22 protein-coding genes are annotated in these 26,263 nt (G+C 47.7%); 4 read left to right on the top strand and 18 right to left on the bottom strand.

Features of this window, described 5'->3' with window-relative positions; all coding sequences use genetic code 11:
- Positions 1-88 precede the first annotated feature (88 nt).
- Positions 89-283 (top strand): DUF3185 family protein, encoded by a 195-nt coding sequence (locus B2X65_RS03330; protein ID WP_097109843.1) that lies wholly within the window; start codon positions 89-91, stop codon positions 281-283.
- Between the two features lie 88 nt (positions 284-371).
- Here B2X65_RS03330 and glnS read toward each other — a convergent pair whose 3' ends face one another.
- The 12 genes from glnS to sdhC all read right to left on the bottom strand — a co-directional run bounded on the left by glnS (position 372) and on the right by sdhC (position 17,580).
- A complete protein-coding gene (gene glnS, locus B2X65_RS03335; RefSeq protein WP_290610662.1) occupies positions 372-2,036 on the bottom strand; it encodes a glutamine--tRNA ligase in 1,665 nt (554 codons plus the stop codon).
- Between the two features lie 131 nt (positions 2,037-2,167).
- Entirely contained in the window at positions 2,168-3,796 is a 1,629-nt protein-coding gene (locus tag B2X65_RS03340; protein ID WP_290610664.1) for a tryptophan halogenase family protein, read from the bottom strand.
- Between the two features lie 32 nt (positions 3,797-3,828).
- Positions 3,829-4,617 carry a hypothetical protein gene (locus tag B2X65_RS03345; RefSeq protein ID WP_290610665.1) on the bottom strand — a complete coding sequence of 263 codons (789 nt, stop codon included), beginning with the start codon at positions 4,615-4,617 and terminating at the stop codon, positions 3,829-3,831.
- A gap of 143 nt (positions 4,618-4,760) precedes the next feature.
- The gene (locus B2X65_RS03350) at positions 4,761-7,709 is read right to left on the bottom strand and encodes a TonB-dependent receptor domain-containing protein (protein WP_290610666.1); all 2,949 of its coding nucleotides are present in this window, start codon (positions 7,707-7,709) and stop codon (positions 4,761-4,763) included.
- Between the two features lie 216 nt (positions 7,710-7,925).
- A complete protein-coding gene (sucD, locus tag B2X65_RS03355) occupies positions 7,926-8,798 on the bottom strand; it encodes a succinate--CoA ligase subunit alpha (protein WP_290610667.1) in 873 nt (290 codons plus the stop codon).
- A gap of 10 nt (positions 8,799-8,808) precedes the next feature.
- Positions 8,809-9,975 carry an ADP-forming succinate--CoA ligase subunit beta gene (sucC, locus tag B2X65_RS03360; protein ID WP_290610668.1) on the bottom strand — a complete coding sequence of 389 codons (1,167 nt, stop codon included), beginning with the start codon at positions 9,973-9,975 and terminating at the stop codon, positions 8,809-8,811.
- A 147-nt stretch (positions 9,976-10,122) separates the two neighbouring features.
- The gene (gene odhB, locus B2X65_RS03365) at positions 10,123-11,373 is read right to left on the bottom strand and encodes a 2-oxoglutarate dehydrogenase complex dihydrolipoyllysine-residue succinyltransferase (RefSeq protein ID WP_290610669.1); all 1,251 of its coding nucleotides are present in this window, start codon (positions 11,371-11,373) and stop codon (positions 10,123-10,125) included.
- 66 nt (positions 11,374-11,439) lie between these two features.
- Entirely contained in the window at positions 11,440-14,250 is a 2,811-nt protein-coding gene (locus tag B2X65_RS03370) for a 2-oxoglutarate dehydrogenase E1 component (protein ID WP_290610671.1), read from the bottom strand.
- A gap of 104 nt (positions 14,251-14,354) precedes the next feature.
- Positions 14,355-15,077: a succinate dehydrogenase iron-sulfur subunit gene (locus B2X65_RS03375; RefSeq protein ID WP_290610672.1), complete on the bottom strand. Its 723-nt coding sequence runs from the start codon at positions 15,075-15,077 to the stop codon at positions 14,355-14,357.
- A gap of 14 nt (positions 15,078-15,091) precedes the next feature.
- Entirely contained in the window at positions 15,092-16,864 is a 1,773-nt protein-coding gene (gene sdhA / locus B2X65_RS03380) for a succinate dehydrogenase flavoprotein subunit (RefSeq protein ID WP_290610673.1), read from the bottom strand.
- A complete protein-coding gene (sdhD, locus tag B2X65_RS03385; RefSeq protein ID WP_290610674.1) occupies positions 16,865-17,212 on the bottom strand; it encodes a succinate dehydrogenase, hydrophobic membrane anchor protein in 348 nt (115 codons plus the stop codon).
- Entirely contained in the window at positions 17,203-17,580 is a 378-nt protein-coding gene (sdhC, locus tag B2X65_RS03390) for a succinate dehydrogenase, cytochrome b556 subunit (protein ID WP_290610675.1), read from the bottom strand. The genes sdhD and sdhC overlap by 10 nt, the downstream gene beginning before the upstream one ends.
- A gap of 368 nt (positions 17,581-17,948) precedes the next feature.
- Here sdhC and B2X65_RS03395 point away from each other — a divergent pair, with 368 nt between their 5' ends.
- The 3 genes from B2X65_RS03395 to B2X65_RS03405 all read left to right on the top strand — a co-directional run bounded on the left by B2X65_RS03395 (position 17,949) and on the right by B2X65_RS03405 (position 21,027).
- Complete coding sequence (locus B2X65_RS03395) at positions 17,949-19,232, top strand: citrate synthase (RefSeq protein WP_290610676.1); 1,284 nt, start codon at positions 17,949-17,951, stop codon at positions 19,230-19,232.
- Between the two features lie 137 nt (positions 19,233-19,369).
- Positions 19,370-20,587 (top strand): aminotransferase class V-fold PLP-dependent enzyme, encoded by a 1,218-nt coding sequence (locus B2X65_RS03400; RefSeq protein ID WP_290610677.1) that lies wholly within the window; start codon positions 19,370-19,372, stop codon positions 20,585-20,587.
- Positions 20,584-21,027, top strand: coding sequence for a SufE family protein (locus tag B2X65_RS03405; RefSeq protein WP_290610679.1), 444 nt, complete (start codon positions 20,584-20,586; stop codon positions 21,025-21,027). Before B2X65_RS03400 ends, B2X65_RS03405 begins: the two co-directional genes overlap by 4 nt.
- On the opposite strand, the gene tcdA is transcribed toward B2X65_RS03405, so the two are convergent.
- From tcdA to msbA, 6 genes are read right to left on the bottom strand one after another with little or no spacing between them, the layout of a single operon-like run.
- Positions 21,024-21,839, bottom strand: a complete 816-nt coding sequence (tcdA, locus tag B2X65_RS03410) for a tRNA cyclic N6-threonylcarbamoyladenosine(37) synthase TcdA (RefSeq protein ID WP_290610680.1) — start codon at positions 21,837-21,839, stop codon at positions 21,024-21,026. The genes B2X65_RS03405 and tcdA overlap by 4 nt on opposite strands.
- Complete coding sequence (locus tag B2X65_RS03415) at positions 21,832-22,545, bottom strand: pseudouridine synthase (protein WP_290610681.1); 714 nt, start codon at positions 22,543-22,545, stop codon at positions 21,832-21,834. The genes tcdA and B2X65_RS03415 overlap by 8 nt, the downstream gene beginning before the upstream one ends.
- A 38-nt stretch (positions 22,546-22,583) precedes the next feature.
- Entirely contained in the window at positions 22,584-23,339 is a 756-nt protein-coding gene (gene kdsB / locus B2X65_RS03420) for a 3-deoxy-manno-octulosonate cytidylyltransferase (protein WP_290610682.1), read from the bottom strand.
- Positions 23,327-23,518, bottom strand: coding sequence for a Trm112 family protein (locus B2X65_RS03425; RefSeq protein WP_290610753.1), 192 nt, complete (start codon positions 23,516-23,518; stop codon positions 23,327-23,329). Before B2X65_RS03425 ends, kdsB begins: the two co-directional genes overlap by 13 nt.
- Before the next feature lie 5 nt (positions 23,519-23,523).
- Complete coding sequence (gene lpxK / locus B2X65_RS03430; RefSeq protein WP_290610683.1) at positions 23,524-24,492, bottom strand: tetraacyldisaccharide 4'-kinase; 969 nt, start codon at positions 24,490-24,492, stop codon at positions 23,524-23,526.
- On the bottom strand, positions 24,489-26,234 hold the full coding sequence (gene msbA, locus B2X65_RS03435) for a lipid A export permease/ATP-binding protein MsbA (RefSeq protein WP_290610755.1): 1,746 nt from the start codon (positions 26,232-26,234) through the stop codon (positions 24,489-24,491). Before msbA ends, lpxK begins: the two co-directional genes overlap by 4 nt.
- Positions 26,235-26,263 lie beyond the last annotated feature (29 nt).

A 26,263-nucleotide genomic window follows, 5' to 3' on the forward strand; every position in this document is an offset into this window, starting at 1 on the left:
ATTTTCTGTTTTATTCACTTTAATAACATACTGATTTGCTTTCATTAAATTATTAGCTAGACTGGTGTGGATAACAAAGGAGAACGATATGAATAAAATTATTGGTTTAGCGTTATTAGTTGTGGGTGCAGTGCTGCTTTATTTCGGTTACAACGCGTATAACTCGGCGGCTTCAGAGGTCACCGAGTTTGTTACCGGTAGCCCGACCGATAACGCGGTCTGGTATCTGGTTGCCGGTGGCCTGGCTGCTATTATTGGAATTGGTGTATTACTGAAAAAATAAACATTTACTCTGGGTTGCCAACATCTCGCTCTAAATAATAAAGGCCACAATTGTGGCCTTTATTATGTCAGCAGCACTATTTTAGCGCTTATTCTTCAGCGTTACCCCAACTGTCCCGCAGACCAACAGTGCGGTTGAAAATTAACGTATTTGCAGAAGATGCACGATCAGCACAGTAGTAACCTTCCCTTTCAAACTGATACGCTTGCTCTGCCTTAGCAGTCTGCAAAGAGGGTTCCACATAACCTTGCTTAATCAATAACGATGCCGGGTTAATCACTGTCAGAAAATCTTCTTCTGCTGCCGGGTTAGCGACACTGAACAGCCGGTCATAAACCCGGAATTCAGCAGGCAGCGCATGGGTTGCCTCTACCCAGTGAATTACCCCGCGCACTTTGCGACCATCAGCCGGGTTTTCGCCCAGCGTTTCCGGTAAATAACTGCATTTTAATTCAACAATATTGCCGTCGGTGTCTTTAATCACCTCATCCGCGTGAATAACATAAGCATTGCGAAGCCGGACATCACTGTTCAATACCAGCCGCTTATACTTTTTGTTCGCCTCTTCCCTGAAATCTGCCCGATCAATATAGACCACGGCACCAAAAGGCAGTTTACGACTGCCCATGCTGTCATCTTTGGGATGGTTTGGCCCATCAAGCCACTCAATGCCATCAGCCGGGTAATTAGTGATCGTTACCTTAAGCGGGTCGAGCACCGCCATTGCCCTTGGCGCCGCCGCATCTAAATCTTCGCGGATACAGGCTTCCAGCGCGCTCATTTCAATGACATTGTCTTGTTTGGTAACACCAATACGTTTGGCAAATTCACGAATAGAGGCTGGCGTGTAACCGCGCCGGCGCAGGCCAGCTATCGTTGGCATCCGTGGGTCATCCCAACCGCTGACCACCTGTTTTTCAACCAGGGTTTGCAGTTTACGCTTACTCATTACCGCGAATTCCAGATTAAGCCTGGAAAACTCAATTTGCTGTGGGTGGCATTTGATCGAGATGTTATCCAGGATCCAATCATATAAACGGCGGTTATCCTGGAACTCCAGGGTACACAGCGAATGGGTGATCCCTTCAAGCGCATCCGAAATACAATGGGTAAAGTCGTACATTGGGTAAATGCACCACTTATCGCCGGTTTGATGGTGATGAGCAAATTTCACCCGGTAAATCACCGGGTCGCGCATACACATAAAACTGGATGCCATATCAATTTTGGCTCGCAAAGAACATTCACCCTCTTTAAAGCCGCCGGCCCGCATTTTTGCAAACAGTGCCAGGTTCTCATCTATTGAGGTGTCACGGGTTGGACTATTTTTACCGGGCTGGGTTAAGTTGCCACGATACTCACGCATCTGTTCATTGTTAAGAAAACACACATAAGCCAGGCCTTTGCTGATTAACTCAACGGCGAAATCATGCAGGGCATCAAAGTAATCTGATGAATACCGGACCTTGCCACTCCAATCGAAGCCTAACCAGTTAACGTCTTGCTGAATAGAGTTAACGAAATCGATATTCTCTTTTTCAGGGTTAGTATCGTCAAAGCGTAAATTACACTGCCCCTGATAATCTTTGGCAATACCAAAGTTTAAGCAAATAGACTTAGCATGGCCAATATGTAAAAAACCGTTGGGCTCGGGCGGAAAACGCGTTTGGACCGCGCTATGTTTGCCACTGGCCAAATCGGCATCGATAATTTGCCGGATAAAATTGCTGGGGCGATGTTCAACGTCCGCCATAATGAAAATTGTCCTTGTAAAACAAATAAAGAGAATAGTAATGGCCGGCATTATAACACCGCTATTGGCAGTAGCTATTGTATGTTTGGCAAAAAACCGACCAGGACCCACATGGTCAGCGGTCTAGCCTGCTACACCCAGCCTTTTGGTCGGCAGACAGTCGGATATTCTGGCATTGCCAATACCCGGTTTAACCAGATAGCATGCGGTGGCAGTTTTTGCCGGGCCATTTGTAAACGTTGAATAATAGCAGGATGTACGCCGGTAGCCGGCAAATCTGGGCCGTAGCGCTGCCGGCATTCGTCTTCAAGAAAGCCCATACCATATAAAATACACTCGTAGCTTTCGTGATTCCATAAACCGCCGGTATCAATCGCTGCCCGGTTATCCGCGGTTGCAGCACCACTATTTATCGTCGTGGCCATGCCGGGGTACCATTGATCCTGAAAATCATGGGCACTGGGCGGTTTAATTCGCCAGTACGCCAGCTTGGCTTTTAACCGTTCCGTGATCCGCTCTGGTTTTTGTACTTCACGCCAAAACTCGGTATCCGTGCGCTTGGTCATACAATAATGCATATTAATAAAATCAAGAATTTCATAAAAACGGTTGGCCATTAACCGGTTATACCGGCCCGCTAATACGGCCATATCCTGCTCATCATGCGGAAAATGCTCTGCCAGTAATACTGCGCCTAAATCACTCAAATATAAACCGGTAGATTCCAATGGCTCAATAAAGCCGCCCGACAAACCGATGGCTACACAGTTGCCACGCCAGTTGCCCTGACGACGGCCAACTTTAAAATCCACTACTCTGGCTTTCAGTTGTTCGGTACCTGGCCCCTGATACGCCCGCATTTCCCGCTCGGCTTGTTCAGCACTGATAAATTTGCTGGAATGGACATAGCCGACTGAACGCTGGTTCTGCATCGGGATATCCCAAATCCAACCTGCAGATAATGCTGTGGCCGTGGTATATGGTCTGACCATTCCCGGATAAAACTTATCATAAGGTAGATGCATGGTGATGGCGCGATCGCACAATAACCATTGCGAGCAATCTTCAAAACCCACGCCAAGCTGCTCTTCAATTAACTTGGCTTTAAAGCCAGTGCAATCAACAAATAAATCTGCCGTTAACCGCTGTTGTTGATCGGTTGTTACTGCAACAATCTTATCCGGGCCTTGCATTTCAACACCCGCTAAATTCGCCAGGGTATGAACGACACCACGTGCGGTAGAAAAATCGCGCAGGTAATCAGCAAATTTCTGGGCGTTCATATGGTAGGCATAGTTTAAGCGGGAGCCCATATCCCATTTACCCAGCATCAGCGGCGCCAGGCCCATTTCACATATAATGGGTTGTGCCGAGCACGTTTCCATAAAAGGTATACTGCGATCGCTTTTCAGCCAGTCACTGCCGGCGCGGTCGATAGGCTGTACCCGCATACTGGTAAACGGATGATGGTAAAAACTGTTGTCATTATGTACCCAGTTACAATATTTGATGGATTGTTTAAAGGTCGCATCGGTGGCTTTCATAAACTCCAGCTCGTCCACCCCGACTACTGCCAGCAAATGGCGCATAGAGGGTATGGTCGCTTCGCCTACCGAAATTCTTGGAATATCGGGTGATTCCAGCAATTCAATCAAGACATTCTGTTCGGTACCCTGCTTATTCAGGGCACCGTTAAGATAGGCGGCGGTCATCCAGCCAGCTGAACCACCACCGACGATCAGTACTTTACGTTGTTGCATTAGGCTTCCACCACTTATTGCTTATTATTTTTTTAATAGTAACCCAGTAGACGGCGCAACCCCGGCGCGGCATATTCAACCAATTGCTTTTGCATATCGGGCAATACCGCAGGTAACTCCACTTTTTGTCCGGCCAGGTTTTCGCGGTAGGTGCCGCTTTGTTCTTTATCGGCGCCGGCTAACACCCGCTCACGCCAATCTGCCGGTAACTCAGCTAAACCCAGTGGTTGCAATAAATCTGTAAAAAAGGCTTCGGCCTGTGGCGTATCCAGTTTTTTCAAATATGAAATAACGTCTTCGAAGCGCACTAACTTACTACCGGTTCCGAGCCAGGCCACCGCATTATGAGTATAAATTTCGTTTAAGGTTGGCGCTTTCTGGTAAATACCAAAAATCATCATATTCAGCATTTGCTCAATAGATACTTTGCCACCTTTTAAGTGATCCATAGACCCCTGAAAAGTATCAGACAGGAAAAATCGGGCACGAGCCAGTACCCAGTCATACGGATCACGCACAATAACCAGCTGCCGGACATTTTTCAGGGCAATGGCTGAGCTGTCGGAGAACAATAAATGGCCCCAGCTAAGCTGAGGCTGGACAGAACTGAACGCGGCCAGATGCTGGTGCAAAATCGGGATCTGAATAAATTGCTTATCATACTGCTGCGCTACCGGCACAAACATTCTGAAAATATTTTTCAATAAATGCGTGCCGCATTTTGGCACAGAGTTTAAAAATACCGGCTGTTGTAGCGCGGTTTGCTGATAATTAGCATTAATGCTGTTTAACGTGTCGGGTTTAGCGTGGATCGTTGGCATGTTAATCTCTTTTCTATATTTTTACTTTTAACCGCAACTCTTTCACGGGTAAAGCCAGGCTATGTTTTTAACCTGTTTTAGCTTGCTAAGTAAATAAAAATGCCGACTTTCGCCGGCATTTATTTAACTGCTAATAACTAAACTCAGAACGAGTATGACGCGTTTAAGAACAAGCGACGGCCTAACCAGTCATACTGACTGTAGAAAGCAGAGGTGCCTAAACGGCTAACCCGCGCGCTAGAACTTACTTTAGGCGGCTCTTTATCAAAGGCATTTGCCACACCAAACGTTACATCAAGCCCGGCATCGCGGAACTCTTTGGTCACTGAGAAGGCATGATAAACAACCGCATCAGCATCTACAACGATCCGTACATCTTCACCACGATAGGTCGTTGTAATGTTGTCACCATTTGATACAGCAGCTATATAGCGAGCTGTCCAATTAAACGTCCAGTCATCATAGTCTAAGGCTACCATTAGATTACCGACATCTTTTGGACTACCTATTTCACCGGTTCTGTCCAATGGCTCACTGGTAGCAAATAATTTCTGTGATGCCTCTAGCTGACGAGTATGCTGGTAGGTGGCGCTTAACTCACCCACAGGTGTATCAATCCTGTATCCTAGTTGCATATCAATACCACGATTAACCTGAGTTGAAATATTCAGGTAACCACCACGTACATCGGTGATCCGTAAATCAGTTGGGTCACGATCAAATTGGCTGCAAAGTGGTTCAGTACCAAAAGTTTCAGAAATATAACAATTACCAACAATTTGACCTGCAGTTAAACTCGTTACTTCACCAGTAATTTCAATATTGAAATAGTCAATTGACGCGCTGAAATTATCGATAAACTCAGGGATCCAGACTAAGCCAACTGTTTTTGCAACTGAGGTTTCTGCCTCCAACTGACCCGCACCACCACCAGTGGTAACAGTTGCAGAAATCGCACCACCACCAAAATCAGCCGGGATGCCATCAGCCGCACAGTTATCCGCCACTATTTCAAGGGTAGTGCCCGCTGCTACGCCGTCACCCCAGTTAATACAAGGGTCGATAGCCCGCTGACCAACAAAACTGGTCTGATTATTCAGATACAATTCATACAATGCTGGCGAGCGGAATGAAGTACCACGGGAAGCTCGCAGGCGGAAGCCCTGGCCAATCTGCCAGTTAACACCCGCTTTGTAGGTGTAATCGCTACCGTAAGATGATACGTCGGTATATCGCCCAGACAGATTAAAGTCCACTGACTCAGCAAACGGCATATCACGCAGTACTGGGATTTGTAGTTCAGTAAATACTGCCTTGGTATTGTGTTTACCTTCGGTGATGCCGGCAGAAGTCTGACCCCAGGTATTGGCGCGTAGGGTTTCTGATCCGGGGGTATCTTTAATAGAATCGCGCTGATAACTGGCACCCACTACCACACCAATTGGGCCTGCCGGTAATTCCAATAAATCACCGGTAATATAACCTTCCAGCGTTTGCTGTTTATAAACTGTATTACCTATCTGCTCGCCAAACAGGAAGTCACGTACCTCACCGGTGATATTACCCGCCAGGAATTGCGGATCTAACCAGGGAACATCCACACAAGGTACACCACGAATTGGGGTAACTTCACCAGCGCATGAACCTGAGGCAAAGTTATACGGCGATATCGCATCTTCATAAATTAACTTAGACTGATACTCACCGTCATTATGAGTATCCTGATAAGACACATCCCAGAACCAGTTGCCAAAATCACCATTTAAACCGAGTACAAAACGACGGTAATCTACCGTGATTTTCTCACCTGAATGGTCGGTAATAGCGGTAGGGCTTAACCACTGGGCACCAGTCCAACCAGCGCTTAACGGGTCACCGGCAAAAAAGTCTTCATTGTATTTATAACTCCAGAACTGACGGTATCCGTTACTGGTCGTAGTCCGGCGGTTAAGTAAAGCTTCACCATAAAGCATGACGCTATCACTTAGCTCATAATCACCCTGAGCATAGGCAGTAATTAATTCATTTTCCGGAATTAATGTTTCGCGATCTTGAAACGGATGGTCAGCGTTCGCTACCGCATCTGAAGCGCGGTCATACGCTACCGGGAACCAACCAGGAGGTGCAACCAGAAAATCCGGGTTGCTTGGATCTGTCGCAAAACCAGGAATATAGTTGGCTAAGTCACCATCGTAATCAAACTGTGCCTTGGCGCCAGCCGGCACGTTGCCGCCATCGCCCTGATAGTCATATAACCAGATATGGCCCCATAATAAATCATTACAATGAGCCTTACCGGTTCTCGGATCAATCGGGTCAACCCGCTCACCACTTACTGGATCAAAAATATAACGCTCGGCACAATTGAAGAAACTACGCTGGCCCTGTGCCAGCTCTTCCTGCATTTTATAATCGCCAACAACTCGGAATGAGCCCCGGCCAAAAGTTTTACCGTAAGTGGCGTTTAACTGATAGTTTTCACCACCGCTTTCGGTGGGTTGTGAAGTATTAAAGTTTACCGAAGCGTCATCACCTTTTTTGGTAATAATATTAATTACACCAGCAACGGCGTCAGAGCCGTACAGCGATGAAGCGCCATCTTTTAAGATTTCAATGCGGTCGATTGCGGATAATGGCAATACGTTCGGATCAAAAGAAGATACCTGACCACGGGTACCGGCAGGGCCTGCGCGGCGTCCATTTAATAAAACAAGAGTACGGTTAGCGCCTAAACCACGCAATGAAATGCTTTCTGAACCAGAGCCACCTTCAGTAACAAAAGCGGTAGATGCCGCCGCAGTGATCTGGTTTGAACCGGCTGCAATGGTAGAGTTACGTAATAATTCGCCCAAATTGCTGATACCCTGGCTGGCCGCTGCACTGGCACTGATTATTTCAATAGGCGCAGCCTGATCCAGACCGTCGGTTCGGATCCGCGAACCAACGACCTGAATCCGTTCGGTTTTCTCTTCGGCTTTTTCTGTTTCAACACTTTGGTCTTGCGCTTGCAGGCTAAACATGGATGACGCCAGCACACAGCTGACTGCCAACGACAGCGGCTTCTTCCTGATAATTGGAGCAACGTTTTTCATAAAAGCTTCCTGAATAGATTTTTATTATGTTTTAAGGCGGCGAGTGACAACACAACATTGTCAAAGTTCACCGACATCTGAATCTATACTAGTGGCTCAAAAATGAAATGCAATCAAAAATGTACGTTCACTCTAATTTTAACACCCTGTGCCGAGCTTTATTTGCATAAAAAAAACCGCCAACTGGCGGTTTTTTTTTGTTCTTTTAGCTACAGCTTACCAGCCAGTAACTTCTTTTAACGCCTGACCAATATCGGCCAAACTTTTTACCGTCTTAACACCAGCATCTTCAAGTGCAGCAAACTTTTCATCTGCAGTGCCTTTACCACCAGAGATGATAGCGCCAGCATGGCCCATCCGCTTACCGGCAGGTGCAGTAACACCAGCGATGTAAGATACTACAGGCTTAGTTACGTGCTCTTTAATATAAGCTGCTGCTTCTTCTTCTGCAGAACCGCCGATTTCACCAATCATCACGATAGCTTCGGTTTTTGGATCTTCCTGGAACAACTTCAGAATGTCGATAAAGTTAGAACCTGGAATTGGATCACCACCGATACCAACACAGGTAGACTGGCCGAAACCGTGATCAGTGGTTTGCTTAACTGCTTCATACGTCAGGGTGCCTGACCGTGAAACGATACCGACCCGGCCTGGTTTATGAATGTGGCCTGGCATAATACCAATTTTACATTCACCCGGCGTGATAACACCCGGACAGTTAGGGCCAATCAGGATTACGCCTAATTCATCACATTTTACTTTAGCATCTAACATATCAAGTGTTGGGATGCCTTCAGTAATACAGACGATTAACTGAATGCCGCTGTTTGCCGCTTCCAGAATAGAGTCTTTACAAAATGCTGCCGGTACATAAATAACAGATGCAGTAGCGCCTGTTGCATCTACGGCTTCCTGAACTGTGTTAAAAACAGGCAAACCTAAATGAGTCTGACCGCCTTTACCTGGTGTTACGCCACCAACCATCTTGGTACCGTATGCGATTGCTTGTTCAGAGTGAAAGGTACCCTGAGCACCGGTGAAACCCTGACAAATTACTTTGGTATCTTTATTAATTAATACGCTCATTCGTTACCCCTTATGCCTTAGCCGCTGCTGCAACCACTTGCTTGGCAGCACTGGTCAGGTCTGTGTCAGCGATGATATTCAGGCCGCTTTCAGACAGCACTTTAGCACCAACTTCTGCATTGTTGCCCTGCAGACGCACCACTACCGGTACTTTAACGCCAACTTCTTTCACCGCGCCAATAACACCTTCAGCAATCATATCGCAACGCACGATACCGCCGAAAATGTTAATAAATACTGCTTTAACAGCATCATCAGACAGGATAATTTTAAAGGCTTCAACAACGCGCTCTTTGGTGGCACCACCACCAACGTCCAGGAAGTTAGCCGGCTTACCACCATGCAGCTTAACGATGTCCATAGTGCCCATTGCCAGGCCTGCACCGTTAACCATACAACCGATATCACCACCTAACGCCACGTAGTTCAGTTCCCACGACGCGGCATGCGCTTCACGAGGATCTTCCTGTGAAGGATCTTGCATCGCTTTTAATTCAGGGTGACGGTACAGCGCATTGCCATCAATCACTAACTTGGCATCTAAACAGTGCAAATCACCGGCTGGGGTAATAACCAGCGGGTTAACTTCAAGCAATGCCAGGTCTTTTTCCTGGAACAGTTTCGCTAAACCCATAAAGATTTTGACGAACTGGTTAACTTGCTTGCCTTCAAGGCCCAGTTTAAACGCCAGGTCACGGCCCTGGTACGGCTGCGCGCCAACCAACGGGTCGATAGCCGCTTTTAAGATTTTTTCCGGGGTTTCATGGGCAACCGTTTCAATTTCAACGCCGCCTTCAGTAGAGGCCATAAACACGATACGACGTGAAGCGCGATCAACCACAGCGCCCAGATACAATTCCTGAGCAATATCTGTACAAGGTTCAACCAAAATACGGCTAACAGGCTGACCTTTTTCGTCTGTCTGATACGTAACCAGGTTTTTACCAAGCCACTTTTCCGCGAATGCTTTGATGTCTTCTTTGCTTTTAACCAGTTTAACGCCGCCCGCTTTACCGCGACCGCCAGCGTGAACCTGTGCTTTGACAACAAACATATCGCCGCCGATTTTATCTGCAGCTGCTACCGCTTCTTCTACCGTAGCTGCGGCGATGCCTTTAGATACAGGCAAACCATATTGGGCAAACAGTTGCTTACCCTGATACTCGTGCAAATTCATGGCTATTTTCCGTTCATTTGAATATGGAAGCTGCCCGTTATGGTGCAGCCTGATGTTTCGATCGGCGCATATTATAGTGCCAACCGGCGAAATACAAAATGCTGTTGTCCTAAAACAACAGCATTTTCTTGCACTTTTTCTGAATAATCAGATATCCAGTAAAATACGGGTTGGATCTTCCAGCAATTCTTTAATGGTTACCAGGAAACCTACCGACTCTTTACCATCGATAATCCGGTGATCGTAAGACAATGCCAGATACATCATTGGCAGAATTTCCATCTTGCCATCAACCACCATTACCCGGTCCTGAATTTTATGCATTCCCAGAATAGCCGACTGTGGCGGGTTAATAATGGGGGTCGACATTAGCGAGCCAAATACACCACCGTTAGTAATAGTAAAATTACCACCGGTTAAATCGTCCATCGCTAACTTGCCATCACGTCCTTTTAACGCTAAGTCTTTGATGGCTTTTTCAATTTCAGCCAGGTTCATTTTGTCGCAGTCACGTAATACCGGCGTTACCAGACCACGTGGCGTTGATACCGCAATACTGACATCAAAATAGTTGTGGTACACAATGTCATCGCCATCAATTGCTGCATTAACTTCAGGGAAGCGCTTCAGCGCTTCAGTCACTGCTTTAACGTAGAACGACATAAAGCCCAGACGAATACCATGGCGCTTTTCAAACACGTCCTGATATTGCTTACGCAGGTCCATTATAGGCTTCATGTTCACTTCGTTAAAGGTCGTTAACATTGCCGTGGAGTTTTTCGCTTGCAACAGACGGTTGGCAATCGTTTTCCGTAAACGAGTCATTGGTACGCGTTTCTGACTGCGATCGCCGGCAACGGCTGACGTAGTTGAACTGCTGCCTGAAGGCTTTTTGCTGCTGTCAGCAACAAATTTCTCAACATCTTCCTTGGTTACGCGGCCGTTTTTGCCTGAGCCTTTAATTTTACTGGCGTCTAAACCTTTTTCTGAAATCATCCGACGCACTGACGGGCTTAATGCATCGTCGTTGCTGTCATCTGCTTTGTCATCAGACTTTGCTTCTGATTTTGCTGATGACTGTGCATCTTTGCTGTCTGTAGCCGATTTTTTCTTGTCGCCAGCGTCGTCTTTCTTATCTGACGAATCGTCTTTTTTCTCTGCGGAGCCACCGGCTTCCATTTTACCGATCACTTCTTCTGCAGAAACGGTCGCACCGGTATCATGAATAATTTCACCCATGACGCCATCGGCCTGGGCAGCCACTTCAAGTACCACTTTGTCGGTTTCAATATCAACTAATACCTGATCGCGTGTTACGGCTTCGCCTGCTTTAACGTGCCAGGTGGCGATGGTTGCATCAGCAACAGATTCTGGAAGTACGGGTACTTTAATTTCCACTTTTTCACCTTTTACCGGTTAGTCTTTTTTCGTTTAACCAGCCCGCTAGCCGGGCCGGTCATTGTATTATTTAATGCTCAGTGCGTCGTTAACCAAAGCCTGCTGCTGCTTATTATGTACCGACAGATATCCTACAGCTGGTGACGATGATGCTTCACGCCCGGCATAGCTCAAATAGCCATCTTTAGGAATAGCAGAGCGGAAATGGTGCTGACTGCAGTACCAGGCGCCCTGATTTTGTGGTTCTTCCTGACACCAGACAAAATCGGTTACATGCTGATACTGACTAAGCACGTCCATCAACTCTTCCCGGGGGAACGGGTACAACTGCTCTACCCGAACAATGGCAACGTCAGTCTGCTCACGTTTGCGACGTTCTTCAAGCAGTTCGTAGTACACCTTGCCACTACAGAATACAACGCGTTTTACCGCGTCTGGTTTAATGTCATCAATCTCACCAATAACATTAAGGAACTTGCCTGATGCCAGCTCTTCGAGCGATGAGGTCGCCTGAGGGTGACGCAGCAGGGATTTTGGTGACATCACAATTAACGGCCGGCGCATCGGCCGAACCATTTGCCGGCGCAGCATATTAAATACCTGAGCTGGCGTGGTCGGCACACAAACCTGCATGTTGTGATCTGCACATAACTGCAGGAAGCGCTCTAACCGTGCGGATGAGTGCTCCGGGCCTTGCCCTTCATAACCGTGTGGCAATAATAAGGTTAAACCACACAAACGGCCCCATTTCTGTTCACCAGAACTTAAGAACTGATCGATAACCACCTGAGCACCGTTGGCAAAATCACCAAACTGCGCTTCCCAGATCACCATCGCCCGCGGCTCAGCTGTTGCATAGCCGTATTCGATAGCCAGTACGGCTTCTTCTGATAACGCAGAATCAAAAATCTGAAATGGTCCCTGCTCATCGCTGATTTTAGTCAACGGTGTATAAGCACTGCCATCATCCTGATTATGTAATACTGCATGACGATGAAAGAAGGTACCTCGACCGGAATCCTGGCCGACAAAGCGGATCCGGTTACCATCGGCAACTGTTGCAGCATAGGCAAGTATTTCAGCCATGCCCCAATCGATCTTCTTCTCGCCGGTTAACATTAATGCCCGGTCTTCATAAACACGGTTTACCTGGCGCTGTAACGTAACATTATCAGGTACATGGATCGCTTTTTCACCCAGCGCCACCAGCTTTTCTACTGCCATGCTGGCATCGTAGGTTGCATCCCAGTCGTGGCCCAGAAATGGCGTCCAGTCAACCGACGGCTCGCTCATTGGCTGCCACTCGTCAACCACGCAATCGCCTTTATCCAGCGCATCACGATAATCGTTAATTAACGCCTTAATATCATCTTCGGTGCAAACGCCTTCATTCACTAATTTCTTAGCGTAAATCTCGCGTGGCGTCGGATGCTTCTTAATTTTCTGATACATCAATGGCTGAGTCGCGTTTGGCTCGTCAGACTCATTGTGACCATTACGCCGATAACAAAATAAATCGATAACGACGTCACGTTTAAATGTATTACGGTAATCTACTGCTAATTGCGCCACAAATATGACAGCTTCCGGATCATCACCGTTAACATGAAAAATAGGCGCCAGCACCATCTTGGCAATATCAGTACAATATGGTGTAGAGCGGGTATCTTCCGGGTTAGAGGTGGTAAAGCCCACCTGGTTATTAATGACCACCCGCACCGTGCCACCCACTTTGAAAGCTCGGGTTTGCGAAATATTAAAGGTTTCAGCCACTACACCCTGACCGGCAAAAGCAGAATCACCGTGAATGGTAATAGGTAATGCCAGAGAACCGTCAGTACAACCCCGACGATCCAGTCTGGCGCGCACTGAACCAATCACCACCGGATTAACGATTTCCAGATGTGAAGGATTAAACGCTAAGGCCAAATGGACATTGCCGCCTTTGGTCGCAAAATCGGATGAAAAACCCATATGGTATTTAACATCACCGGCGCCAACCACTTCATATTTACCGGCAAATTCGTCGAACAAGGTAGACGGGTTTTTACCCAGGACGTTAATTAAGGTATTCAGGCGGCCACGGTGGGCCATACCAATAACAGAATCTTTCGCTCCCTGCTCACCAGCACGATGTATCATGGCTTTTAGCATCGGGATCATGGCGTCGCCACCTTCCAGGCCAAAACGTTTGGCTCCCGGGAACTTAGAGCCTAAATATTTTTCCAGGCCATCTGCTGCCACCAGGCCTTTTAAAATGCCGAGTCGGGTTTCTTTATCAAATACCGAAGTAGATTGGGTGCCTTCAAGTCGTTGCTGGATCCAGCGTTTCTCGTCGGTCGAGACGATATGCATATACTCAGCGCCGATAGAACCGCAGTAGGTTTTTTCCAGTGCTTTATGCAAATCGCCTAATTTCATGGTTTCCTGACCACTGGCGAATGATCCAACATTGAACTCGGTATCGTAATCAGCTTCAGACAAATCATGAAACGACAGTTCAAGGTCACGAACTCTTGGTTGTTTCCATAAATTTAACGGGTCAAGGTTTGCATGCTGATGACCGCGGAAACGATAAGAATTGATAAGTTGCAGCACTTTGACCTGACGGGTGTCAGTAGCGCTACCACTGTTAACAACCACCACTTCACGGTGCTTGTTACGGGCTAAATCGGCAAACTGCTGACGTACGTCAGCGTGTCGAGTTTCAAGATCGACCCCATCGATTTTTGGCAAACCGGCGAAAAACTCACGCCATTCGTCACCAACACTGGTGGGCTCTGCTAGGTAGGATTCATAGAGTTCATCCACATAGGCCATGTTACCACCGCCAAGATGTGAAGACTCTAACCACGCCTTCATTACACCTTCGTGCATTTAGTTTCCCTTATTTCTGAGCACCTGGAAAAAAGTAGCAAAAAAACCGTCACTTCGCTGGCGAAATGGCCGGTTTTTCAAATATTAACTAAAATAAGGGCGCATTACAGCGCCCGGTTTAACAACATCGATTTTATCTGGCCAATGGCTTTAGTTGGGTTTAAGCCCTTCGGACAAACGTTTACACAATTCATAATGCCATGACAGCGGAATACACTAAAGGCATCGTCTAAGTCATTTAATCGCTGCTCAGTAGCCGTGTCACGACTGTCTGCCAAGAAACGATAAGCGTGTAACAAACCTGCCGGGCCAATGAATTTATCTGGATTCCACCAGAACGACGGGCAAGAACTGGAACAACACGCACACAAAATACATTCGTATAAGCCATCAAGCTTAGCGCGCTCTTCCGGACTTTGCAAAAACTCACCGGCGGGCGGTAACTTATCATCGTTGATCAAGTAAGGTTTTACTTTCTCGTACTGGGTGTAGAACTGACTCATGTCAACCACCAAATCCCGTACTACCGGTAAACCCGGCAAAGGGCGAACGACAATTTTGCCGCCCTTACCTTTACCTACCTCAGACAAGGGTGTAATACAGGCCAGACCGTTTTTGCCGTTCATATTCAAGCCGTCAGAACCACAAACCCCTTCCCGGCAACTGCGCCGGAAAGACAACGTCGGATCCTGTTCTTTCAGCTTAATCAGCGCATCCAGCACCATCATGTCACGGCCTTCCGGATTTTCCAGGGTGTAATCCTGCATCCGGGGCGCGGTATCAACGTCAGGGTTGTACCGATAAATTGAAAAGGTCAATGTAGTCATTTTTACTGCGCCTCTTAATACGTACGTGCTTTTGGCGGAAAGGATTCCCGGAACTTAGGTTCCAGATTAACCTTGCGCTTGAACATCGACTCAGTGTCAGGGGTATAAACACTGTGACACAACCAGTTTTCATCGTCGCGATCCGGGAAGTCGAAGCGGGCATGCGCGCCGCGGCTTTCGGTGCGGAAGTTGGCCGCAACGGCAGTTGAATATGCCGTTTCCATCAGGTTGTCCAGCTCTAAGCACTCAATACGCATGGTGTTAAAGTCAGAGCTTTTATCATCCAGACGGGCAAATTGTAAGCGTTCACGGATCTCTTTCAGCTCTGCAAGACCCTCTGCCATTGCTTCACCTTCACGAAACACAGAGAAGTTAAGCTGCATGCATTTTTGCAAATCTTTCTTAATTTGCACCGGGTCTTCACCCTGACCCGCTTTACTGCTTTCCCAGCGCTGGGTCCGGCTTAACGCGGCATCTAAGTCAGACTGTGATGCTGAGCGCGCTTCTGCGGTCGCCGCAAGTGCTTCGCCAAGGTGTAAACCGGTTGCACGGCCAAACACCACTAAGTCCAGCAACGAGTTACCACCTAAACGGTTGGCACCATGCACTGACACACACGCAATTTCACCACAGGCAAATAAGCCTGCTACTACGGATTCAGAACCATCGGCTTTAGGGCTGATGACCTGGCCATTCACATTAGTCGGGATACCGCCCATCATGTAGTGGCAGGTAGGAATAACCGGAATCGGTTCTTTTACCGGATCAACGTGCGCAAAAGTACGTGATAATTCGCAGATACCAGGTAAGCGACTTTCCAGTACTTCTTCACCCAGGTGGTCCAATTTTAATTTAAGGTGAACACCCCATGGACCGTCGCAGCCACGACCTTCCCGAATTTCAGTCATCATTGAGCGGGCAACGACATCGCGACCGGCCAAATCTTTGGCATTTGGCGCATAACGTTCCATAAAGCGCTCACCGTCTTTATTCAGCAGGTAACCACCTTCACCACGACAGCCTTCAGTAACCAAGGTGCCTGCGCCGGCAATACCCGTCGGGTGGAACTGCCACATTTCCATATCCTGTAATGGAACACCGGCCCGCAGCGCCATACCCACACCGTCACCGGTATTAATATGCGCATTGGTGGTAGAGGCATAGATGCGCCCTGCACCACCGGTTGCTAAAACTGTGGCCTTGGCTTTAAAGTAAACGACTTCGCCGCTCTCGATATCGATGGCGGTACAGCCGACAATGGCACCGTCCTGATTTTTTACTAAATCAAGTGCATACCATTCAGAAAACACCTGAGTTTTGTTTTTTACGTTTTGCTGATACAGCAAATGCAACAAGGCATGGCCTGTACGGTCTGCGGCTGCTGCCGTACGGGCAGCTTGCTCGCCGCCGAAGTTTTTAGACTGACCACCGAAAGGACGCTGATATACCCGGCCATTCTCAAAGCGTGAGAAGGGCAAGCCCATATTTTCAAGCTCGGTAATCGCTTCCGGGCCCGTTTTACACATGTATTCGATTGCGTCCTGGTCGCCGATATAATCAGAACCTTTAACGGTGTCAAACATATGCCATTCCCAGTTATCTTCATGGGAATTACCAAGCGCTACGGTAATACCGCCCTGGGCAGATACCGTATGCGAACGGGTTGGAAAAACCTTTGATAATAATGCGCAGGTTAACCCTGACTGGGTGATCTGCAGCGCCGCGCGCATACCTGCACCACCGGCACCAATTACTATGGCATCAAACTCTCTTACTGGAATATTCACTTAAGCACCCCACAACACAAATAAGCCGACCGCGACATAACCAAAGGCCAGTGCGTAAAGGAAGAATTGCAAAATTGCACGTAACCGGGCTGATTTTACATAATCAGTCAGTACCTGCCACAAGCCTATACGGGTATGCACGGCAATCGAGATCAGCGCCAGCAAGGTAAAGACTTTCATCGCCATATTGGCAAATAAGCCCTGCCACACTTCAAAAGTAATTTGTGGAGTCACTAAGAAGAAACCAAGAATAAAAAAGGTATACAACGCCAGCACGACGGCGGTAGCACGTAATGACACGTAATCCTGAATACCATTACGTTTTAAGCTTGCCTGATTCAGAACCATAACCATACTCCTGCCAGAACTGACAACACAATCCATAAACCCATAACGACATTAGCGCTTAAGGTGCCTGATTTAAGCTCTTCCCAATGCCCCATATCCATGACCAGGTGTCTTAACCCTGCCAACAGGTGGTAAATAAGCACTGAAATAGTACCCAGGGCGATAAACTTCGCCAGATGCGAGGTCATCAGAGACTGCACATAATCAAAGCCGGCCTGGCTTTGCAATGAATAAGCCCATGCCCAGATAACGAACACAAGTGCGAAGAACATTGCTACACCGGTAACACGATGCAAAATCGACGCTTTGGCTGCAGCAGGTAGAGAGATCGTTGATAAATCTAGATTTACTGGTCTTTGCTTTTTCACAGTTTCTTGCCTATCGATGCTCGTACAGAGCCTTAGTTGTTGTTTTAGGTGCTGTAGAAACAGCCACCCGCCCTTACCGATATACTTATTTTTGTTCAAGCTGGTTCAACAAAAACTATCTGACTGGTGAACTGTTTTTACGCCGGCAATAGTATATATTTCATAGCCGCTCATTACAATTTTTGTTTGATTTTAGTCGGAAAATTCCGCATACGAAACATTACACACTTGGGGGGTGGTTACAATACTACTAGAGTCGAATACTTATTAAGCAAATACGCATTAAAATTGACTTATAGGGGCAGTTTGCGAGTAGAATAGCGGCAATACCCTTAGAATCCGAAACTACAACAATTAGGAGAAATCCAATGGCAGATAAAAAGGCCGTCGTGCAGATTGATGGTAAGTCATTTGAATTACCGATTTATTCTGGCACGGCTGGTACTGACGTAATTGACGTTCGTACGCTCGGGCAGCAAGGTTATTTCACATTTGATCCGGGCTTTATGGCAACAGGCTCCTGCGAATCTAAAATCACCTATATTGACGGCGATAACGGCGTATTACTGCACCGTGGTTACCCTATAGAGCAACTTGCTGAACATTCAGACTATCTTGAATTATGTTATTTGTTACTTGAAGGCGAATTGCCGAAAAAAGAACAATATACAGATTTCGTCACCACTATTACCCGCCATACCATGGTACATGAGAAAATTGCGTCATTTTTTCAAGGTTTCCGGGTAGATGCGCATCCTATGGCCATGCTGTGTGGCGTCGTCGGCGCGCTGTCGTCTTTCTATCATTCAGATTTAGATATCAATGACCCAGAGCAGCGCAAACGCAGTGCGCACCGCTTAATTGCCAAGTTACCGACTATCTCAGCAATGGCTTACAAATATACCGTTGGCCAGCCGTTTGTGCATCCGCGCAACGACCTTAGCTACTCTGAAAACTTCCTGCACATGATGTTTTCTGTGCCTGCCGAAGAGTATAAGGTTAGCCCTATCCTGGCTAAAGCCATGGACCGGATTTTTATGCTGCATGCGGACCATGAACAAAACGCTTCAACATCAACAGTAAGGTTGGCGGGTTCTTCAGGTGCCAATCCTTATGCCTGTATTGCTGCTGGTGTTGCATCGCTGTGGGGCCCAGCGCATGGCGGCGCTAACGAAGCCTGCCTGAAGATGTTACAGCAAATCGGCTCAGTAGATCGCATTCCGGAATTTGTTGCCCGGGCGAAAGATAAAAACGACAGCTTCCGCCTGATGGGCTTTGGCCACCGGGTTTACAAGAACTTTGACCCACGGGCAAGAGTTATGCGCGATACCTGTCATGAAGTATTGAAAGAGCTTAATATTAAAGATCCATTATTAGATGTTGCCATGGAACTTGAACGTATTGCTCTGGAAGATTCTTACTTTATCGAGAAAAAACTGTACCCTAATGTCGACTTCTATAGCGGTATTATTTTAAAAGCTATTGGTATTCCTACCAGTATGTTTACGGTGATTTTTGCGATGTCACGAACCGTAGGCTGGATTTCTCACTGGGATGAGATGCTGGGTGAAAAAGGCCATAAAATCGGTCGTCCACGCCAGCTTTACACCGGTTATGCCAGCCGTGATTTTAAAAAGCTGGATAAGCGTTAAGCCTTTAAATAACGCTTAGCAATAAAAAAGCGGCGATTATCGCCGCTTTTTTTATCCGCAATAACAGCGCAGGACAGCTTGCTATCCAGTGCTTAACCATCGACAATCTTGCTATCGTCCAGGCTAACCGAGACACTATGCTCCCTTTTGATCCTGTAAACTTTCGCGGCCAGTTTGAGTTTTTTCAGCACAACCCTGATTGGGTATATCTGGATAACGCGGCCACCATGCATAAACCAAATGCTGTAATCGACGCGATAACCGCGTTCTATCAGCGCAATAACAGTAACGTGCACCGCGGAGCCCATAGCTTAAGCCAGAACGCGACCCGGGCATTTGAGCAAGCACGTGATGACATTGCTACGTTTGTGAATGCCCGCGAGAGACAACAAATTGTCTTTTGCAGTGGCGCTACCGCAGCGTTAAACCAGATTGCTTTTGGCCTGATGCATACCGTGCTTAAAGCAGGAGACCGCGTGCTGATCACGGCACTTGAGCACCATGCCAATATCGTTCCCTGGCAGATGCACTGTGCCCGCTTCGGGGTGACACTGGATGTGGTTCCCCTCGATAACCAGCATCAGGTCGATCAACAGGCGTTTAGCGAAATGTTGCAGCGTAAACCGAAAGTGGTGAGTTTAAGCCATATTTCCAATGTGCTGGGTCATATTCAGCCGGTAGTGCAAATGATCAACCAGGCAAAAGCTGCTGGGGCTCTTACGGTAGTTGATGGCGCTCAGGGTATCGTGCACGACAGTATTGATATGCAGGCACTGGATGCTGATTTTTATGTCTGGTCCGGGCATAAGCTGTTCGGTCCCACAGGCATAGGGGTGTTGTATGGAAAAACAGCAGCTCTGGAACTACTTACGCCAATTTTTGGCGGTGGTGAAATGATTAGTGAAGTTCAATTTAGTCACAGCTTATTCAACATTCTGCCATTCCGGCTGGAAGCCGGCACCCCAGATATCGCGGGGGCTATCGGCCTGGCAGCCGCCACCAACTGGTTACAAAAAGTTAACCGAAATGAAATTAAAAATTATAAGGCAATGTTATTAAACCAGTTTTTTGAAGGCCTTAAGAGGATTGACGGGCTGGATATTTTATCATCGCCTGTGCATAATGCAGGGATCGTAGCGCTAAATGTACAAGGTGAACATCCTGCCGATGTAGCAGAGTTACTGAACCAGCAAAAGGTAGCGGTCAGAGGCGGCCAGCACTGTGCCATGCCTTTTTTCAGCCAACTGGGATTAGCTGGTGCGGTCAGATTTTCATTTGCGCCCTATAATAACGAAGCAGATGTGACAACCAGCCTGCAAGCATTAACGCAGGCCGTGGAGATATTAACGGCATGACCTTAGACCAATTACTGACAGACACTAAACCTGCGCTGAGTCATATCTATAACGAAGACTTGCCTGAGCTGAGCCAGGCCAAAGACTGGCAAAGCAAATATCGGATTCTGATGCATCTGGGCCGTAAACTTCCTCCAATTCCGGAAAAAATGAAACAACCCTCGTTGCTAGTCAAGGGCTGTGAAAGTCGTGCCTGGTTAATGCATTATTATAATAAACATCAGGATCAGCACTTTTTTGTATTAGATAGTGAAGCGCGGATTGTCAAAGGACTGATGGCAATAATGTTATGTCTGGTCAATGGCATGAGTAACACCGAGCTGAAAAAATTTGATCTGGCCCATGCTTTTGACAAACTAAATTTAAAGCCCTATCTCAGTCAGTCGCGTGGCAGTGGTCTCAATGCCATGATGGTACGAATTAAAGATTGCTGTCATTAACTTTTGGCCGCGTCATTGGCTTTAGCTGCTATTTTCAGTAATACCCTCGACACTGCTGCTAAACCAAAACTGGCGGTCACTACGGTGGTCGCACCAAAACCTGCACTGCAATCTAAACGCATACTGCTGGTGCCACCGTCTGGCGCTAGCTGAGACGCCTTTTGCTGACAGACAGTACCATCTGGCTGCGGATATTTTAACTGTTCTGTTGAATACACACAGTCTATGCCAAAACGGCGTTGCGGATTGCGACTGTAATTGTAGTCACGGCGCAAGGTGTTGCGCACTTTTGCCAGCAGCGGGTCATTAATGGTCTGGGTTAAGTCGCTTATCTGAATTTGGGTCGGATCCGTCTGCCCTCCGGCACCACCTGTGCTGATCACCTTAATTTTGTTACGTTTACAATGCGCCAGTAAGGCGACTTTTGCTTTAATAGAATCAATCGCGTCAATGACATAATCCAGTTCTGACGTAATCAGCTGCTGCAGGTTATCAACGCTGATAAAGTCTTCAATCTGATGAACAATACACTCAGGATTAATCGCTTTAATACGCTGCGCCATCACAGCGACTTTATCCTGACCGATGGTGTCCGATATGGCATGAAGCTGGCGATTAATATTGCTGATACACACATCATCCAGATCGATCAGGGTAATTTCACTAATCCCCGAACGCGCCAGCGCTTCCGCTGCCCAGCTACCAACTCCTCCTATACCGATAACACAAACATGGGCCTTAGAAAACGCCTGCAGCGCGTCGGCACCATACAGCCGGCCGATACCGGCAAAACGAAGTAAATAATCAGACATCTTGGTTGGTGATCCGTTGCGGTTGTTTATAATCCGGCCAGTTTAGCTGCCAAGGCTCAGCCCAGTCTTGCCATAAGCGCTGCTCGTTGCCCTGCAAAAAAAACTGGCCCGTGGTCGGGGCCTGAACATACTGATAGCAGGTGCCTGCTAAACTGAACATCAGTGCGTAAGCGTGCAGATAAACCCGATCCGCAGCCGCGCCCTGGTACAGGGTATCGCCGGCAATGGCCGCACTGACGCTTTTTAACGCTACCCGAATTTGGTGGGTCTTACCACTAAATGGTTTAATCAGAAATGCCCGCCACGGCAGCCCGGCAAACCCCTGGCTGATAAAGTAACTTACCGCCGGATTGTGCTGGGTGTTCAGTAGTTTCCAGGCTCCCCGGCGTGCAGGAACCATATCTCCTTTAACCCAGCCCTGTTTTTTGGCCGGTTTAGCCAGGCTTATTGCCAGGTAGTACTTTTGTACCTGATGCCTGGTAAACTGTGAAGTCAGTTCGGCTGCGGTTTCACTGCTTCGGGCCAATAAAATTAGCCCAGAAGTGACTTTATCCAAACGATGAACCGGGTACAGCTTAACACCAAGCGCTTGCTCGGCCTGTACCACCAGACCTGGGCCCTGCTCAGAGTGAAAACTCACCCCGGGCGCTTTGTTCAGGACCACAAACTCTGCAGTTTGCGCCACCAGCTCAAACGGCCAATTCATTGACAATAACTCATCGACAATAGCTCATTGCTGCCAGCTCACTTGCGCAAACTAAGCGCATACTGGCGCGCATGTTCCAGATCGGATGGCGTATCAACCCCTACCGCCGGGGTTTCCAGCGCGGTGTCAACATGAATGGCCTCACCGTGCCATAACACCCGCAACTGCTCCAGGCTTTCAATCTGCTCCAGGGCAGACGCCGGCCAGTCAACATAACGTTGAATAAAACTGGCGCGATAGGCGTAAATACCAATATGCCGGCGGTAATGGCGAGCTAAATCGTCAGCGATAATGCCATCACGGTCATAGGGAATGGGGCTGCGGCTAAAATACAGGGCATAGCCTTGTTTATCACTGACCACCTTTACAATATTCGGGTTACGAATTTCTGCGCTATGGCTTAGCGGCACCGCTAAAGTTGCCATCCGTGCCTTTTGCTGGCCGGCCAGATTCTCAGCAACCTGACGGATAATCAGTGGCGGGATAAAGGGTTCATCGCCCTGTACATTGACGACAATGGTATCTGCTGGCAGTTGCAGTTTACTGATCACCTCCGCCAGCCGCTCGGTACCCGAATGGTGGTCGGCCCGGGTCATACAAACTTCCCCGCTAAAGGCATCGACAACATCCGCTACCCGCCGGTCATCCGTAGCGACCACAACCCGGCTGGCACCGCTTTGCAGCGCCTGCTGATACACCCATTCGATCATTGGCTTACCCGCAATATCGGCCAGTGGTTTACCGGGTAAACGACTGCTGGCGTAGCGCGCCGGGATAACCACTACGAACGCCATTGTTTAACCTCATCGCTGTCAAGCTGCCCTGCTTCGTCAGCAATCAGCACCGGAATATTGTTTCGTACCGGATACGCCAGCGCATCAGCCAGACAAATTAAGCGTTGGCCTGTTTTATCGTATTTTAATTTCCCTTTGCATAACGGGCAGGCAAGTATTTCGGTCAGAGCAACATTAATGGCCATTATTTTTCCAGTAATCGTGTAATGTGATTAATAATTTCATTGTTTTGATCGCCACAAAAACTGGCGTCTACCGGCAAAGAATACCAGTTGTCCCGTGCAAAGCGCTGACATTTGACCGCATCTTTCTCGGTCATCAGCACCGGGCCGGTAATACCGCTGAAATCTGCTGCGCAAAACTGATGATGATCGGCAAAAAATCGCTGGTCGACAATGGTAAAGCCCGCTTGCTGAGCGGTGATCAGAAACCGTTGTGGGTTACCAATCCCCGCCACCAACGTCACCTCACAGGGTGATAGCACTGTGTCAGCCAACAGGCTTTTCGCATTGCCACTGCTAAGCTGCATCTGGTAATTCGCCTCTGCAATGTTACCTGAATTAGCAATAATCAGGTCAACGCTGCTTAACCTCGAGCGCGGTTCACGCAGTGGCCCGGCAGGCAACAATAAGCCATTACCAAAACCGCGTCGTCCGTCTATCAGTACTATTTCAAACTGGCGTGCCAGTCGGTAATGCTGTAAACCATCATCACAAATTATTATATCAACAGGGTGCCGGGCTAACAGCGCCCTGCCAGCCGCTACCCGGTCAGGACATACCACCACCGGACAATGGCTACGTCTTGCCAGCAACAAAGGCTCATCACCCACCTCACTGGCGGTACTTGTTACCGTGACGGTTAATGGCTTGCTGACATTCGCGCCATAACCCCGGCTGATAATGCCAGGCTTAATGCCTTTGGCCAGTAACTGCTGACACAGCCATAGCGTAAAAGGTGTTTTGCCGGTACCACCAACACTGATATTGCCGACGATAACCACCGGTACGGCCAGTTGATGCTGAGATTTCATACCGAGCCGGAATAAGCCGCGTCTGGCGCTGCTAAGCAGCCAATAAAGGGCAGCCAGGGGCAACAGTAACAGCGATAACCAATGGCCTTTCTGATACCAGCTTTGTTCCAGCAGATTCATTGCTCTGCGCCAAACTGTAACTTATATAACTGCGCATAGGTTCCATTGGCCTGAAGTAGCTCAGAATGAGAGCCTTGCTCAATAATCCGGCCCTGCTCCATTACAATAATTTTATCCGCTTTTTCAATAGTCGACAGGCGATGCGCAATCACGATATTAGTACGCCCTATCAGTAATTCATCCAGTGCAGCCTGAATTTTCCGCTCGGATTCTGTATCCAGCGCCGAGGTAGCCTCATCCAGCACCAGGATCGGCGCTTGGCGCAATAACGCCCGGGCAATAGCAATTCGCTGGCGCTGACCACCCGATAAACTCACGCCGTTTTCACCTATAACCGTATCCAGGCCATCAGGTAATTGCTTGGCAAACTCCAGGACATGTGCTTTTTCAGCAACATCAAGTAACGTTGCCCGCGCTACCGGTTCACTGAGGCCGTAGCAAATATTGTTGGCAATAGTGTCATTAAATAGGGTGACATGTTGCGACACTATCGCCATTTTGCTGCGAAGCGAAGGGAGGGTGCATTGCCGGATATTCTGACCATCAATGCTAATTGCACCACTGCTCAGCTCATAAAACCGGGGCAATAGGCTGGAAATAGTGGTTTTACCGCTGCCTGAACGTCCCACCAGTGCGATAGTCTGCCCTGCTTTGGCGCTAAAACTAATATCGAATAACACCTGCTTGTCATGGCCGGGGTACGTGAAGTTTACCTGCTCAAATGTTATATCGCCTTTAACATCGTTTAGTTGCATTGTACCGGTGTCTTGCTCTACCGGCTGATCCAATACTTCAAATACACTTTTCGCCGCGGCCAGACCGCGCTGGAATTCACTGTTTACCGTAGTTAATTGCTTTAAGGGCCGCAGCATTATCATCATCGAAGCGACTATGGTGGTAAAGGTACCGGCGGACAGGCTTTCCAGCATTTCAGGAAAACTGGCCATATACACCACAAACGCCAGGGCAAAAGAAGCAATTACCTGAATGGTCGAGACACTGATCGCCCGGGTGGCTTCTAATTTGACGTCTTGCTGGCGAGTCAAATTATTAATTTTGAAAAAACGATGCTTCTCTACCTGCTGACCACCAAAAGATAATATCACTTTATGGCCATTCAGCATTTGCTCTGAGCAAGTAGTGACATTGCCCATGGCATTTTGAATATTGCGGCTGAGCAGCCGGAAACGTTTGGATACAAAACTGACTACAATGGCAATGATTGGTGCGATCAGTAAAAAGATGGCTGACAATTGCCAGCTCATCATAAACATCATCACCAGCAAACCAATGACAAAAACCCCTTCGCGCAACACTACTGATAACGAGCGTGAGGTGGTTTGCTTAATTTGTTCGGTGTTGTAAGTCACTTTCGAAATAAGCTCGCCGGTGGAATGTTGATCATGAAAGCTAACCGGCAAACGCATGTAATGTTCAAACAATTGCTGGCGCAGCGTTTTAACAACATGAGTGCCAACCCAGTTCAGGCAGTAACTGGCAACAAAATTGAATGCACCGCGTACAATAAATATTAATACAATAAATACCGGTGCATAGCGCAGGTAATCGGTATTTTTGTCGTTAATGCCTTTATCAATAAACTGTGGCAGCTTTGAGATAAAATAGACATCAATCAGAGCATAACCGAGCATACCGATCGCAGCTGCCAGGAAGCCGAACTTATAAGGAATCACATATCGCAGTAACCGCCGGGCGGTTCCAGCTTGTTTTATTTCAGACACTGACAATGGATAATCCTGCCATTTAAATT

The sequence above is a fragment of the Arsukibacterium sp. UBA3155 genome (assembly GCA_002364615.1).
GTDB lineage: Bacteria > Pseudomonadota > Gammaproteobacteria > Enterobacterales > Alteromonadaceae > Alishewanella.